General features: G+C 63.9%; 10 protein-coding genes and 2 pseudogenes. 3 read left to right on the top strand and 9 right to left on the bottom strand.

Annotated elements, in window-relative coordinates:
* Nucleotides 1-172: 172 nt before the first annotated feature.
* Together NKJ77_RS03880 and NKJ77_RS03885 are read right to left on the bottom strand one after the other, a co-directional pair.
* Nucleotides 173-1,102 carry a cation diffusion facilitator family transporter gene (locus NKJ77_RS03880; protein WP_196815073.1) on the bottom strand — a complete coding sequence of 310 codons (930 nt, stop codon included), beginning with the start codon at nt 1,100-1,102 and terminating at the stop codon, nt 173-175.
* Nucleotides 1,103-1,125: 23 nt separating this feature from the next.
* On the bottom strand, nt 1,126-3,315 hold the full coding sequence (locus NKJ77_RS03885; RefSeq protein WP_023686176.1) for an anthranilate synthase: 2,190 nt from the start codon (nt 3,313-3,315) through the stop codon (nt 1,126-1,128).
* 321 nt (nt 3,316-3,636) lie between these two features.
* On the opposite strand from NKJ77_RS03885, the gene NKJ77_RS03890 reads away from it, so the two are divergent.
* The gene (locus tag NKJ77_RS03890; RefSeq protein ID WP_023669978.1) at nt 3,637-4,407 is read left to right on the top strand and encodes an isocitrate lyase/PEP mutase family protein; all 771 of its coding nucleotides are present in this window, start codon (nt 3,637-3,639) and stop codon (nt 4,405-4,407) included.
* A 1-nt stretch (nt 4,408) separates the two neighbouring features.
* On the opposite strand, the pseudogene NKJ77_RS03895 reads toward NKJ77_RS03890, so the two are convergent.
* The 4 genes and pseudogenes from NKJ77_RS03895 to NKJ77_RS03910 form a co-directional block, all read right to left on the bottom strand.
* Nucleotides 4,409-5,463, bottom strand: a pseudogene (locus tag NKJ77_RS03895) (peptidase M14).
* 91 nt (nt 5,464-5,554) lie between these two features.
* Complete coding sequence (locus NKJ77_RS03900) at nt 5,555-6,733, bottom strand: MFS transporter (RefSeq protein WP_023831445.1); 1,179 nt, start codon at nt 6,731-6,733, stop codon at nt 5,555-5,557.
* A 115-nt stretch (nt 6,734-6,848) separates the two neighbouring features.
* Nucleotides 6,849-8,240 (bottom strand): FAD-containing oxidoreductase, encoded by a 1,392-nt coding sequence (locus tag NKJ77_RS03905; RefSeq protein WP_023831444.1) that lies wholly within the window; start codon nt 8,238-8,240, stop codon nt 6,849-6,851.
* Nucleotides 8,237-8,698, bottom strand: coding sequence for a membrane protein (locus NKJ77_RS03910; RefSeq protein ID WP_023831443.1), 462 nt, complete (start codon nt 8,696-8,698; stop codon nt 8,237-8,239). Before NKJ77_RS03910 ends, NKJ77_RS03905 begins: the two co-directional genes overlap by 4 nt.
* A gap of 154 nt (nt 8,699-8,852) precedes the next feature.
* Between NKJ77_RS03910 and NKJ77_RS03915 the strand changes: the two are divergent.
* Nucleotides 8,853-9,409, top strand: a pseudogene (locus NKJ77_RS03915) (sugar O-acetyltransferase).
* A 15-nt stretch (nt 9,410-9,424) separates the two neighbouring features.
* On the opposite strand, the gene NKJ77_RS03920 reads toward NKJ77_RS03915, so the two are convergent.
* Complete coding sequence (locus NKJ77_RS03920; RefSeq protein ID WP_023831442.1) at nt 9,425-10,420, bottom strand: GlxA family transcriptional regulator; 996 nt, start codon at nt 10,418-10,420, stop codon at nt 9,425-9,427.
* Nucleotides 10,421-10,547: 127 nt separating this feature from the next.
* On the opposite strand from NKJ77_RS03920, the gene NKJ77_RS03925 reads away from it, so the two are divergent.
* Nucleotides 10,548-11,186, top strand: coding sequence for an isochorismatase family protein (locus tag NKJ77_RS03925; RefSeq protein ID WP_352534305.1), 639 nt, complete (start codon nt 10,548-10,550; stop codon nt 11,184-11,186).
* Between the two features lie 74 nt (nt 11,187-11,260).
* On the opposite strand, the gene NKJ77_RS03930 is transcribed toward NKJ77_RS03925, so the two are convergent.
* Together NKJ77_RS03930 and NKJ77_RS03935 are read right to left on the bottom strand one after the other, a co-directional pair.
* Nucleotides 11,261-12,940 carry a formate--tetrahydrofolate ligase gene (locus NKJ77_RS03930; protein WP_023831440.1) on the bottom strand — a complete coding sequence of 560 codons (1,680 nt, stop codon included), beginning with the start codon at nt 12,938-12,940 and terminating at the stop codon, nt 11,261-11,263.
* Between the two features lie 312 nt (nt 12,941-13,252).
* The gene (locus NKJ77_RS03935; RefSeq protein WP_352534307.1) at nt 13,253-14,377 is read right to left on the bottom strand and encodes a DUF2333 family protein; all 1,125 of its coding nucleotides are present in this window, start codon (nt 14,375-14,377) and stop codon (nt 13,253-13,255) included.

Here is a 14,377-nt window from a genome sequence, read left to right on the forward strand (position 1 = left end):
GCTTTTGCCGAGGCCGAGCCGGCGCGCGCTTGAGCAGCAGGCGCTGCCCGATTTGGAGGCAATCAACGCCTGGATGTAGCCATTGGCGGGCTACCCCACATGGCGGTAATGGCGCAATCGATCCGGCGAGGTCGGCAGATCCTCGCCCGAGGATGATGCCCTGAGTTTTTCCTCAAGCAAACGGCACAGCAGTGGTGCCTTTCGGCAGCTTCGCCTCGTCGTCGGGCTCGACATGGATGGTGACGCGCACCGAGGGGATTTCGGCCTTCAGCGCGTCCTCGATGCGGTCGCAAATGACGTGGCTGGCGCCGACCGTCATGTCGGCGTCGACGACCAAATGGAACTCGATGAAGGTGGCGCGGCCGGCGATGCGGGTCTTGAGGTCATGAACCTCCAGCGCGCCCTTGCAATTGGCCGAGATGATGTCGCGAATGTGCATGTGTTCGGTCGTGTCCACTGCGCGGTCCATCAGCCCGTTCATCGACGAGCCGATGACGTGCCAGCCCTGCCACAGGATGTTGAGCGCGACGATGACGGCAAGCGCCGGATCAAGGATCTGCCAACCGGTCAGGATAGCGCCGACGAGGCCGCCGAAGACGCCGACCGAGGTCACGACATCGGTCATGATGTGCCGGCCGTCGGCGACCAGCGCCGGTGATTTTGCGCTGCGCCCGGCGCGGATCAGCGTCCAGGCCCAGAAGGCGTTGATGACGGTGGCGACGCCGTTGATCACCAAGCCCTCCCAGGGTTGTTCGAGCGGGGTCGGCGTCTGCCAGGAGCGCCAGACCTCGTTGAGGATCAAAAGCGCGGCGAGCACGATCAGCACGCCTTCCAGCACCGCCGAAAAATACTCGGCCTTGTGGTGGCCGAACGGATGGTCCTGGTCGGCCGGCTTGTAGCTGACCAGGACCGCCCAATAGGCGGCGGCCGAGGCTATGACGTTGACGATCGACTCCAGCGCATCCGAATAGAGCGCAACGGAGCCGGTGACGTACCATGCGGCAAGCTTGAGCGCGAGCACCACGCAGGCGATGACAATCGACCAGAAGGCAAGGCTGGCGATCCTTTGCCTGGCCGCTGCCTTCGCTGCGATCGCCGCCATGTTGTCCGTCGCCGCCATCGTTTCTAAGCGGCCTTTTCCTTGGCTTTGCGCGGCAGATGCGCAACGATGTTTTCGATGATGCGCATGCCGGCATTGTGGCCGAGCGTCATGATCGATTCCGGATGGAACTGGACGGCGGCGATCGGCTCCTTGCGGTGTTCGAAGGCCATGATGATGCCATCCTCGGTCTCGGCGGTGACGATGAAATCGTCGGGCAGCCGCACCGGATCGGCAAAGATCGAGTGGTAGCGGCCGACGGTCACTTCCTTGGGCAGGCCGGAGAAGATGATTCCGGGCTTGGAGACGCGGATGCGCGACGGCTTGCCGTGCATCGGCACGTGCAACTGCCTGAGTTCGCCGCCATAGGCCTCGGCCAGCGCCTGCAGGCCAAGGCAGACACCGAAGATCGGCAGGTCGCGGGCGCGGGCGTTCTTGATGGTCGCGGCGCAGTCGAAATCCTTCGGCGTGCCCGGTCCGGGCGACAGCACGACGAGATCGGGCTTCAGCCGTTCGAAGACTTCTTCCGGCACCGGCGAACGCACGGTCGAGACATTGGCACCGGTCTGGCGGAAATAGTTGGCCAGTGTGTGGACAAAGGAGTCTTCGTGGTCGACGAGCAGGATGTTGACGCCGTCGCCGACGCGCGCGGTGGTGCGTTCGGCGCCTGCGGCATTGCCCAATTTGGCGTCGCGAATGGCGGAGAGCATGGCGGATGCCTTCAGTTCGGTTTCGGCTTCTTCTTCCTCGGGGATGCTGTCGAAGAGCAATGTGGCGCCGGCTCGCACCTCGGCAATGCCGTCCTTGATGCGGATGGTGCGGAGCGTCAGGCCGGTGTTCATGTCGCCGTTGAAATTGACCATGCCGATGGCGCCGCCATACCAGGCACGCGGGCTCTTTTCGTTCTGCTCGATGAAGCGCATCGCCCACAGTTTCGGCGCACCGGTGACGGTGACCGCCCAGGCATGCGACAGGAAGGCGTCGAAGGCATCCATGCCTTCGCGCAGGCGCCCTTCGATGTGATCGACGGTGTGGATCAGGCGTGAATACATCTCGATCTGGCGGCGGCCGATGACGCGCACCGAGCCCGGATCGCAGACCCTGGACTTGTCGTTGCGGTCGACGTCCGAGCACATGGTCAGCTCGGATTCATCCTTCTTGGAATTGAGCAGCTTCAGGATCTGCTCGCTGTCGGAAATGGCGTCGTCGCCGCGCTTGATGGTGCCGGAGATCGGGCAGGTCTCTACGCGGCGGCCGTTGACGCGCACGAACATTTCGGGCGAGGCGCCGATCAGATACTCGTTTTCGCCGAGATTGATGAAGAAGGAATAGGGCGACGGGTTGATCGACTTCAGCTTGCGCGAGATTTCGGAAGGCTGCGTCTCGCAGCGTTCGTAGAACATCTGCCCGGGCACGACCTCGAACAGGTCGCCGCGCTTGAAACTGTCCATCGCCTTGCGCACCAGATTGGCATATTCGCCCGGCTCATGGTCGCCGCGCGGCGGGATGCGGTCGGCGGTCTTGAACGGTTCGGCAATTTCGTCCCGCGGCAGCCCCTCGGTTGAAAAACCGTCGCCGGAATAGTCGTAGCGGTCGGTCCAGGCCTTGGTCGAATAATGGTCGACGACCAGGATCTCGTCAGGCAGGAACAGCACGAGATCGCGCTGGCTCTGTTTGCGCTCGAGCTTGTAGTCGACTGGATCGAACTGGAAGGCGAGGTCGTAACCGAAGGCGCCGTAAAGGCCGAGATTGGCGTCTTCATCGGTCTTGAACAAAGCGGTGATGGCGCGCAGCACAGTAAACACAGAGGGGACGCGGCTGCGCTCTTCCTCGGTGAAGACGCGGCCGGGCTTGGCGACATCGAGGCGGATCAGCTTTTTCGAGGTTTCAGCAATCGTCACCTCGGTAATGCCGGCCAGCGTCTTGCCGATCACCGGCAGCAGCACTTCGCCACGGCCGTTCAGCGCCTCGATGCGCATGGCGCGGCCACGCGCGGAAATCACCAGCGGCGGATCGATGATGGCCGTATCCCAGCGTGTGTAGCGGCCCGGATATTCGTAATTCGAAGAAAACACCGCACCACGGCGCGAGTTCAAGCCATCGACATAAGCGTCGATCGCACCGGCGTAAGGCTTGTCGTGGCGTTCGCGGGTGATGGTGACACCACCTGCGGTCACGAAGCTTTCCGCGCCGTTTTCCAGAGCCTTCATCGTCATTGCCGTCTCCATATGGCTTGTTGGGGCAACGGACCCGGGAATGGCTTTGAAAAAACAAATGGCCGCCCGGACATTCCGTTGCGGCCACCCTCTATTTTCACGCGCACGCGTTCGAACAGGCCGCTGTCAGCGAGCCCACCACCAAATGGTCTTGATCGAGCGCATGTTCATGGGCGAAATCCATAGCGGCGAATAGCCGGATGCGCAACAGGTTTGAAAGGCCTGTTTGTGGCCGCCGCTTCTGCAGCCCATGGCACATCGCCAAGGCTTGGGGTCCTGCCTAGACTGTTCGTCCAACATCGGAAAGACGGGAAGACAGCAATGACCGAGCAGATCGAGCGCGCACGCAGGTTCCATGCGCTCCACGTCAGGGGCAACCCGATCGTTCTCTACAATGCCTGGGATCCGGGCTCGGCCAAGATCGTCGAGAGGGCGGGCGCCAAGGCGATCGCCACCGGCAGCTGGCCGGTCGCGGCTGCTTTTGGTTATGCCGATGGCGAGAAAATCCCGCTGGAGCTGGCGCTGGACAACATCAGGCGCATCGTCGCGGCAGTCGACCTGCCGGTGACCATGGACCTCGAAGGCGGCTACGGCGTCGAGCCGGAGACTGTCGCCCAGACGGTGACACGTGCCCTGCAGGCCGGCGCCATCGGTTTCAATTTCGAGGACCAGATCGTCGGCGGCGCCGGCCTGCACGACATCGCCATACAGGTGAAGCGGATCGAGGCGGCAGCGGCGGCGGTGAAGGCTTCCGGCATTCCCGCCTACATCAACGCCCGTACCGACATTTTCCTCAAGGCCAAGCCGGATGTGCATGACAGCGTGCTGCTCGACCAGGCCATCGAGCGGGCGCACGCTTATGAAAAGGCAGGAGCGAGCGGCTTCTTTGCGCCGGGGCTCGGCGACGAGGCTCTGATCGAGGCGCTGTGCAAGGCCACCGTGCTGCCGGTCAACATCATCGCGCTGGCGCATGTGCCGCCGCGCCAGCGCCTGGCCGAGCTTGGTGTCGCCCGTGTCAGCCACGGCCCGGTGCCGTACCGGCAAATGGCCGAATGGCTGGAGGCCAAGGCGCGGCTGGCGATTTCGGGTTAGCTCAGTCCTCCAGCGTGCCTGACCTCGCGTCGGCGCTCTTCTTGTTGCCGACCAGCTTCAAGAGATCCTCGCCGGCGCGGATGATGCGGCGTGAGCGGCGGGTCAGGATGACGCCGTCCTGCGGCGCCAGCACTTCGGTGCGGCCACCGGCCTCGCCCGGTGTGTGGACGATGGTGGCGAGGCGCGCGCCCTCGGCGACGCGGTCGCCGGGCTTGACGTCGTAGAGGATGGCGCCGGCCCGGGGCGCCGGCATCATGTCGATGTTCTCCAGCGGCGCGACGAGGCCCTTGAACGCGCCGGGTGCGGGAAGGGCGGTATCGGCGATGACGCCGCGCGCCGCCAGCAGCCGGTAGAGGCCTTCGGCATCGGAACTTGCCAGCGCGCCGTCGACATCCAGCATGCCACGGTATTCTACCGTGGTGGCAACGCGGCGGTCGAGCTTCGCCACGTTGGCGGGGACGTTCTGGTAGGGCATGATCGTGGCGCCCTCGAAGGTGCCGTCGGTGTCCTCGCTCCACAACACCACGGCGTCGATACCCATGGCGGCGGCGCAATCGGCCATCGCCGGCCACAGGCTGGCGTGGACGTAGAGATAGGCAAGGCCCTCGTCGTCGCAATGCAGGTCGAGCACGATGTCGTGGCCGAGCGACAGCTGCACCAGACGGGTCTTCAATCGCTGGTCGGGGGTGCCAAGCGTGGTGTCGGGCAAAAGCTTGGCGTCCGGTGCTGCGAGCAACGGAAAGCCGCGGTTGAAATTGTTGCGGGTGCCGAGATGAAAGCGGCCCTGGTGCTCGCCGAAATGATATTGGGCGCGGCCGATCGGATTGGCCCAGGGCACGACCGTGATGCTGCCCTTGATGCGGCCTTCGGCTTCGGCCTTGTTCAGCGCCGGCATCAGCGCGTCGATGGCGACGAACCAGGCAGTTCACCGGCGTGGAGTGCTGCCTGGAGATAGGCCGAAGGTGCTGCCTTGTCGGCGCCGGCGAAGCGGAACACCGGGAATTCGTAGGAAACGCCTTCGGTATCGCCGGCGATGCGTTCGATCGATTTCTGCATGGGATGCCTCCAGGATAAGAGGCAGAACACATGCACTTTTGCCGAAGGGCTGTCGATTGGTCCAGTTCGCGCCGCCATGGGCGCAATGGAATTATTCGGCGGCGGCCGGAACCGTCGTTATCGGCGCCGATCCTTCGAGCGCCTGCGAGACAACGGCTACGCTGACCGCCAGCAGGGCCAGCACCGCGCCGACCAGCGGCAAATGAGCATAGGAAACGCCGGCCGACAGAGCCACGCCGCCGATCCAGGCGCCGCTGGCATTGCCGATATTGAATGCGCCCTGGTTGAGCGTGGCGGCGAGGTTCGGCCCTTCCGAAGCCGCTTCGACGACGCGGATCTGCAGCGGCGGCACGACGACGAAGATCAGCAGTCCCCACAAGAAGACGACGCCGATGGCGACGCTGGCGATAGCGCCGAACTGCGTGAAGCCGACAAACAGAACTGCCATCAAAAGCAGCGTGCCGATGACCGTCGGCATCAATTTCCAGTCGGCCAGCCGGCCGCCGATGATGTTGCCTATGGTCATGCCGGCGCCGAACAGCAGCAGGACCCAGGTGACCGCGGAGGTCGACAGGCCGGAGACATCGGTAAGGTAGGGCTTGATGTAGGTGAAGACGGCAAACAGGCTGGCCGAGGCCAGCGAGGCGATCAGCATGGCGAGCCAGACTTGCAGCTTGCCCAGCACGCGCAGTTCGCTGCGCAGGCCGCCGCCGCTCGGTTCGGCGACATTGGATGGCACCAGCCAGGCGATGGCCGCAACAGAGATCAGGCCGATGCCGACGACGGCGAAGAAGGTGGAGCGCCAGCCGAAGGCTTCGCCAAGCGCGGTGCCGGCAGGAACGCCGAGAATGTTGGAGAGCGTCAATCCCGCGAACATCATCGCCATGGCGCTGGCGCGCTTGTTGCGCGGCACCAGGCTGGCGGCAACGACGGAACCAATGCCGAAAAAGGCGCCATGACCGAACGCGGTGAAGACGCGCGCGGCCATCAGAAGCCAGTAATTGGGCGCAATGGCGCAGAGCAGATTGCCGACGACGAACATCGCCGTCAGCGCGACCAACACTGGCTTGCGCGGCAGATGCGCGGTGGCCATGGCGACGATGGGTGCGCCGAAGACGACGCCCAGCGCATAGCCGGTGACCAGCAGGCCGGCCGAGGGGATCGACACGCCGAGATCGGCCGCAACCTCCGGCAACAGGCCCATGATGACGAATTCGGTGGTGCCGATGCAGAAGGACGCAATGGCAAGCGCAAGGATCGGCAAAGGCATGGAAAATCCAGACTGAATCGGTTCAATTCAGACTGAACGAGAAGCCTTGCCGCGCGCAATGCACATTGCTGCAACGCACCAATGCAGAAAGCGCTGAGCTTGACGCGGGGCTATGTCAGGCGAGCGGCTTCAGCTCCTGGGCGATGGTTGGCAACAGCTCCGAGACGTTGGGGTGGATATGCACGGCGCGCGCCAGCGTATCGACCGACGCCTTGGCGTACATCAGGTCGAGCACGCAGTGCACTGCCTCGTCGCCGCCGGGGCCGAGCACGGAGCAGCCGAGGATTTCCCTGGTGTCGGCATCGACCAGGATCTTCATGAAACCTTGCGTCTCGCCCTTTTCGATGGCGCGGCCGACGCGGGTCATTGGTCGCTGGCCGACCAGCGCCTTGCGCCCGGATTTCTTCACCGCCGCCTCGGTCATGCCGCAGCGGCCGAGCGGCGGATCGATGTAAAGCGCATAGGCCTCGATGCGGTCGCTGACCTTGCGCGGATCGTCGTCGAGCAGATTGGCGGCGACGATCTCATAGTCGTTGTAGGAGGTGTGGGTGAAGGCGCCCTTGCCGTTGCAGTCGCCCATCGCCCAGATGCCGGGCACGCTGGTGCGCAACTGGTCGTCGACGGTGACGAAGCCGCGCAGATCGACCGCGATGCCGGTCTTGTCGAGACCGAGATCGTCGGTGTTGGGGGTGCGGCCGAGTGCCAGAAGCACATGCGAGCCGACCGCCGGCGGCTTGCCGGACGAGAAGGTCACGGCGATGTCCTTGCCCTGTCTGGCAAAGCGGATGTCGTCGGCGCCGACATGGACTTCTATGGCTTCGTTTTGGAGGATCGATAGGATGGCCGCCGACACGTCCTCGTCCTCGCGGCCGGTCAGGCGCGAACTCTTCTCGATGACGGTGACTTCAGAGCCGAAGCGGCGAAACATCTGCGCGAATTCAAGAGAGATGTAGCTGCCGCCGACGACGATGAGATGGCGCGGCAAAACGTCGAGGTCCATCATCGAGGAGTTGGTGAGGTAGTCGACGTCGTTGACGCCGGGCAGGTCGGGCACTGAGGCGCGGCCGCCCGTGTTGAGGAAGATCTTTTCGGCGGTCAGAAGGTCGTCGCCGACACGCACGGTGTTGGCGGATTCGAAGCGGGCATGGCCGCGATAAAGCGTGCAGCCCTTCATGCCGGCGATCCACGTCTCCAGATTGCTGCGGGAGTCGTTTGTGACCTTGTCCTTGCGCGCCTTGATCCTCTTGTAGTTCACGCCGACAGGGCCTGAGAACGTCACGCCGTAGTCCGCGGCACGCCGCGCCAGATGCGCGGCATAGGCGCTGGCGACCATGGTCTTGGTCGGCATGCAGCCGGTGTTGACGCAGGTGCCGCCGACCAGCTTGCGCTCGATCAGCGCCACGCTCATGCCGGCTGACGTCAGCCGGCCGGCGAGAGGAGGGCCGGCCTGTCCGGCGCCGATGATGATGGCGTCGTATGTCTTGGCGTCTGAGGCTTGGGCAGTCATACCACCGCCGCCACGATCAGCAGGCCGCCGATGATCGCCACCGCGTCCTCGATGAGGGCGGCAGGCAAATCCTTGCCGAAGGCGGCGGCCAACCGGCCGCGCGCTTCGGCGCCGCCATAGGTGCCGATGACGGCGCCGATGGCGCCGGCAATCAGGCCGCCAATGGTGGAACCGGCAGTGGCGCCGATCACCGCGCCGCTGAAGGCGCCAAGCAGGATGCGGGCGCCGAATTGCTGCGGCACCTTGCGGCTCGGCGTCGAGGGCAGCTGGTCGGTGACCAGTTCGACGATGGCGAGGATGGTGAAGATACCGACGGCGGCCCAATGGCCCATGAAACTTGCCCAGGTGTCGGCCACCGGCAGCCAGCCGAGATAAGTGCCCCAGGCGATCGCGGCCGGCGCGGTCATGGCGCGAAGACCGGCAATGACGCCGATCAGAAGTGCAAGCAAATAGAGCATGTCGATCCCCTCGAAAGCAGGCCCGGGACTGGGCCACGAGGGCAAGCTAGCATAGGTCCTGCGTTTGACGAGAGTAGGCGATGGTGCTTCTTCCATCAGTGAGCATTGTACTTTGGTAAACAGTCGAACACGACGAAGGGACGGAGTCGCTGTGATGGCCGATAGCGAACGCACAAGGATGATTGCAGGCGAATGGTGCACCTGCATCGACGACGAACTGGAGGCGCTGCGGGTGATCGCGCGCGATGCGGTGTTCGAGCATAATACGCTACCGCCCCAGCAACGCGGCAATATCGGTCCAGCGCTGTCGGTGCTGCTCGGCAGCACGGGCGAGGGCGGCCGCATCGAGGCGCCGTTCCACTGCGCCTACGGTTTCAACATCCATCTCGGCGACGGCGCCTTCCTCAATGCCGGCTGCACCATCCTCGACACCGCGCCGGTGCGTATCGGCAGGCGGACGCTTCTCGGCCCAATGTGCAGATCTACTGCGCCGAGCACCACAAGGAGGCCGCGGGCCGTCAGGCGGGACTGGAGATTGCCCGGCCGGTCACCATTGGCAATGACGCCTGGATCGGCGGCAGCGCCATCATCCTCGGCGGCATCAGCATCGGCGATGGCGCCATAGTCGGCGCCGGCGCGGTGGTGACGCGCGACGTGCCTGACAACACCACGGTGGTCGGCAATCCGGCGCGGGCGGTCAAGCGGGGCTGAACTCGTCGTGGGCGGTCAGTATGAAGCCATGCGTGCCATGCGCTCGTCCGGACCGGCTCGCCGCGAGAATTCACGCCGGTATTGGGCCGGTGACGTCTTGAGCCGTGCGGCGAAATGCTGGCGCAGCGAGGTGGCGCTGCCGAAGCCGGCTTCGAAGGCCACCATGTCCATCGATTTTTCCGTCGCCTCCAGCAGCCGTTGCGCCAGTTCGATGCGTTGGCCGGCCAACCATTCGCCAAAGCTGGTGCCGATCGATTTCTGGAAACGGCGGGTGAAAGTGCGCCGGGTCAGGCCCGCGGCCTCCGCGACGCGGTCGAGGTTGTGCGTTTGTCCGAGCGTTGCCCGCACCGTGTCGAGCGCCAGGGTGAAGCGGTCGGTGGCCGGGGTTTTCGCCAGCGGGCGCTCGATGAACTGCGCTTGCCCACCCTGCCGGTGCGGCGACAGCACGATGTGCCTGGCCAGCCGCAGCGCTACCTCTGCGCCATAGCGGGCGCGCACAATGTGCAGGCAGCAATCGAGCCCGGCGGCGACGCCGGCCGAGGTGACGATGTCGCCGTCGTCGACATAGAGCACGTCGGCGTCGACTTCGATGTCCGGGTATAATGTTTGCAGCCGGTCGGTGGAGGCCCAATGTGTCGTCGCACGCCGGCCCGCAAGCAGCCCGGCGGCGGCAATGGCGAAGGTGCCGAGACAGAGGCCGACGATCACCGCACCGCGCCGGTGCGCGTGGGTGAGCGCTGCCAGGAGCGGCGGCGGAAGTGGGGCCTCGAGATCCTTCCAGCTCGGAATGATGACGATGTCGGCATCGTCGAATGCGGAAAGGCCATACGGCACCGCGATGGTCAGCCCGGCATCGGTGTGGATCGCTCCATCGTCGAGCGCGCAGACGCGAAAGTCGAAACGCGGCAAGCCAAGCTTGGTGCGGTCGGTGCCGAACACCACGCACGGCACGGAGAGGTGGAACGGGCTGATGCCGTCAAAGGCGAGAACGGCAATGATCGGGTCGGCCATGCGTGTTTCCAGCAAGCGAAAAGCGAATTGTCCCAATTCTTTCGAATGATGTCAATCGGGCCACTTTTGGCAGTCGGGCGATCCGTCTATTTTCGACCTGTCCCATTCAAGCCCGAAGGAGAACACCATGTCCGCCAATATCACGCCGCGCCGCGCACTCATCGTTATCGATGTCCAGAATGATTATGATGGCGGCAACCTCGCCATCCAGTATCCACCGTTCCGCGACAGCGTCGTCAATGTCGCGCGCGCTATGGATGCCGCCGCTGCGGCCGGCGTGAAGGTGGTGGTCGTCAAGCAGATGGCGCCCGAGACCTCGCCAGTCTTCGCCAAGGGCAGCCATGGCGGCGAACTGCATCCCGAGATCGCCCGGCGAAGCCGCGACCACTATGTCGAGAAGTCACTGCCTAGCGCCTTTGCCGGCACCGACCTCGAGGCGTGGCTGCGCGCCAATACCATCGATACGATAACGGTGATCGGCTACATGACGCATAATTGCGACCTGTCGAGCATCATCCACGCCGCGCATGTCGGCTTTGCGGTCGAGTTCCTGTCCGACGCCACCGGTTCGCTGCCTTACGCCAACGGCGCCGGCTACGCCTCGGCCGAGGAGATCCACCGCGTGGTGTCCATCATCCTGCAGTCGCGCTTTGCGGCCGTGCTCGAGACCGCCGAATGGATCGATTGCCTGAAGACCGGTGCTTTGCCCGAACGCGACACGCCCTATGCGTCCAACCAGCGCGCGCTGGCGCGCAACGCTGCATAGGCAAATCTGTCCCCGAAAAGCAAAAGGGCGGCCAGTGGCCGCCCTTCTTGGATCTCGCAACGATCTCGAAATTTTCAGAACAGGCCTTCGATCTGGCCGATCTCGTTGAGGAAGATTTTTTCCGAGGACGGCGCCTTGGGCAGGCCGGGCATGGTCATGACCTCACCGCAGATGACGACGACGAAGCCGGCGCCCGCCGAAAGCCTGACCTCGCGTACCGGCACGGTGTGCCCGGTCGGCGCGCCGCGCAGGTTCGGGTCGGTCGAGAAGGAATATTGGGTCTTGGCCATGCAGACCGGCAGGTGCCCGTAGCCGGCCTGCTCCCAGGCATGCAGCTGGTCGCGCACCGACTTGTCGGCGATCGCCTCGTCGCCGCGATAGATGCGCTGGACGATGGTGTTGATCTTCTCGAACAGCGGCATTGCGTCGGGATAGAGCGGCGCGAACTGCGAGGCGCCGGATTCGGCGATCTCGACGACCTTGCGCGCCAACTCCTCAATGCCGGCAGAGCCATTGGCCCAATGCTTGCACAGGATCGCCTCGGCGCCGAGCGAGGCGACGAAATCCTTCATCGCCTGGATTTCCACCTCGGTATCGGTGGTGAAATGATTGATCGCCACGATCGCAGGCACGCCGAACTGTTTCACATTCTCGATGTGGCGGCCCAGATTGAGGCAGCCCTTCTTGACTGCCTCGATGTTTTCCTTGCCGAGGTCTTCCTTCTTGACGCCGCCATTCATCTTCATGGCGCGCACCGTGGCGACGATGACGGCAGCCGCCGGCTTCAAACCCGCCTTGCGGCACTTGATGTCGAAGAATTTTTCAGCACCGAGGTCGGCGCCGAAGCCGGCTTCGGTGACGACGTAGTCGGCGAGCTTCAGCGCCGTCGTGGTGGCGACGACCGAGTTGCAGCCATGGGCGATGTTGGCGAACGGACCGCCATGGACGAAGGCCGGGTTGTTTTCCAGCGTCTGCACCAGGTTTGGCTGCATGGCGTCCTTCAGCAGCACCGCCATGGCGCCGTCGGCCTTGAGGTCGCGGGCATAGACCGGCGTCTTGTCGCGGCGGTAGGCGACGATGATGTCGCCAAGGCGCTTTTCCAGATCCTTGAGGTCGGTGGAAAGGCACAGGATAGCCATGACTTCCGAGGCGACGGTGATGTCGAAGCCGGCCTCGCGCGGATAGCCGTTGGCGACGCCGCCGAGCGAGCAGATGATTTCGCGCAGCGCCCGGTCGTTCATGTCCATGACGCGGCGCCAGGCGACGCGGCGGGTGTCGATGCCGAGCTCATTGCCCCAGTAGATGTGGTTGTCGATCAGCGCTGACAGAAGGTTGTGCGCCGTGGTGATGGCGTGGAAGTCGCCGGTGAAGTGGAGGTTCATGTCCTCCATCGGCACGACCTGCGCGTAGCCGCCGCCGGCAGCACCGCCCTTGACGCCGAAATTCGGGCCGAGCGAAGCCTCGCGGATGCAGACGATCGCCTTCTTGCCGATGCGGTTCAGACCGTCACCAAGGCCGACGGTGGTGGTCGTCTTGCCTTCGCCGGCCGGCGTCGGGTTGATGGCGGTGACGAGGATCAGCTTGCCGTCCTTGTTGGCCTTCACCGATTTGATGAATTCGGCCGAAATCTTCGCCTTGTCGTGGCCGTAGGGCAAAAGGTGCTCGGTCGGGATGCCGATCTTGGCGCCGATCTCCTGGATCTGCTTTTTCTTGGCGCCGCGCGCGATCTCGATGTCGGACTTCACTTCGGCCATGACGGCTTTCCTTCGGATTGGACGGTGGAGGGGACGGGTTTGATCTCACTCGCAGGCATGTTGAACCCGGGCGCGGGCATGTTCTAACCCTGTCGCTCCCGAGGCGTCAACTTGCATGCAACTATGTTTCCTATGAAGAAAGTGTCTCCGCGGCCGGCCGACCTGTCGCCGGTTCTTCCTGGCTCCGTTGCCGCGCCGTATAGAAGCCAGAGGACGCGACGTTCCGCCGTCTCAAAACAGCCGCCCAATGCACGGAATGCGACAGAGGCGACGGCGCAAATTCGCCATCGCTCGCCGGGAAAGCTGTGAACGCTACTGAGTCAGGACGTTGCTGATCTCGACCATGTTGGAGCGCACGCGAAGCACGTAGAAACCCATCGTCGTCAGGTGCGTCGGCATGATCCAGCCATCCTCGCGGCCATTGGCGATGATGAAGGGCTGGATGCGCAGCGCCGAGACGAATTGCGCATCCATCGTGTCCCACAGATTGCCGAGATGCTTTTCCTTGATGACGTCCTCGAAGTCGGCCTGGGCGCCTTTCATCAGGCCGTAATAGGCATAGAGCTGGCCATAGGCGAACCAGAAGCGGTCGTCGGCGCGGAAGTCGAACCAGCCATTGTTATGGTTTTCGGCGCGCTCCTTGAGGATCGCGGAGGTGGAACCGATGTCGGAGGAGATGCGGTCGATATACTGCTTCAGATTGTCGGCGCGGGCATCGAACGTCGCCTGGCAGCTGCCGAGGCGGGCGTTGAAGGAGCGCAGCTTGGTGACGGCATCGCGATAATAGCTCGGCGTCGGCGTCTTGGGGCCGAACGGGTTGAGGCCGAAATACCAGGTCTCCTCGTCGAACTGCAGATTGCCGCGCGCATCCTGCAGGTCGCCGTCGATCTGCGATGTGGTGCGAACACGCCCGAGATTGTCGGCAAGCTCGGTGGCGGTGCGCCGCACCGCCTGGTTGATGCCGCGCTGGAACGAGGCCTTGTTGTCCATGAACGGCGTGTTGTCCCAGTCGATGCCGAACAGGCCGATTTTGTAGAGGATCATCGACGAGATCCAGGCATTCTGGTTGACGTTGAAGTCCGTCAGGTCGGCCGCCACCTGGGCGATGCCCGAATTGCCGCAGGTCTTGGCGGTGTCGGTGCCGGCGCCGGCCGCGACCTGTTCGCCGGCGGAAATGTTGCGGTTCTCGAAGGTGTATTTGTCGACGTAGTTGGGATCGAACTTGTTCCACCACTGGGTGGCGTAGAAGAAATTGGCGTAGAGACCGATCAACACCAGAAGCGCGAGGCCGACCACAGCCTTCAGGATCCAGCCGCGCTGCGTATACCAGCGCCCAGCCCAGAGGAACGGCCACAGGATCGCGCCAATGACGAGGCCGATGCCGCGGCCTATCCATTGGAAGATGCGGGTGAAGAAATTCACGATCGGATCAAGCAT

The organism is Mesorhizobium sp. M0052, assembly GCF_040323255.1.
In the GTDB taxonomy this organism is placed as follows: domain Bacteria; phylum Pseudomonadota; class Alphaproteobacteria; order Rhizobiales; family Rhizobiaceae; genus Mesorhizobium.

Coding starts and splice junctions, on each gene's coding strand:
- NKJ77_RS03885 (WP_023686176.1), bottom strand. CDS start 3,315: ATGACGATGAAGGCTCTGGAAAACGGCGCGGAAAGCTTCGTGACCGCA.
- NKJ77_RS03900 (WP_023831445.1), bottom strand. CDS start 6,733: ATGCCTTTGCCGATCCTTGCGCTTGCCATTGCGTCCTTCTGCATCGGC.
- NKJ77_RS03890 (WP_023669978.1), top strand. CDS start 3,637: ATGACCGAGCAGATCGAGCGCGCACGCAGGTTCCATGCGCTCCACGTC.
- NKJ77_RS03905 (WP_023831444.1), bottom strand. CDS start 8,240: ATGACTGCCCAAGCCTCAGACGCCAAGACATACGACGCCATCATCATC.
- NKJ77_RS03880 (WP_196815073.1), bottom strand. CDS start 1,102: ATGGCGGCGATCGCAGCGAAGGCAGCGGCCAGGCAAAGGATCGCCAGC.
- NKJ77_RS03910 (WP_023831443.1), bottom strand. CDS start 8,698: ATGCTCTATTTGCTTGCACTTCTGATCGGCGTCATTGCCGGTCTTCGC.
- NKJ77_RS03925 (WP_352534305.1), top strand. CDS start 10,548: ATGTCCGCCAATATCACGCCGCGCCGCGCACTCATCGTTATCGATGTC.
- NKJ77_RS03930 (WP_023831440.1), bottom strand. CDS start 12,940: ATGGCCGAAGTGAAGTCCGACATCGAGATCGCGCGCGGCGCCAAGAAA.
- NKJ77_RS03920 (WP_023831442.1), bottom strand. CDS start 10,420: ATGGCCGACCCGATCATTGCCGTTCTCGCCTTTGACGGCATCAGCCCG.
- NKJ77_RS03935 (WP_352534307.1), bottom strand. CDS start 14,377: ATGCTTGATCCGATCGTGAATTTCTTCACCCGCATCTTCCAATGGATA.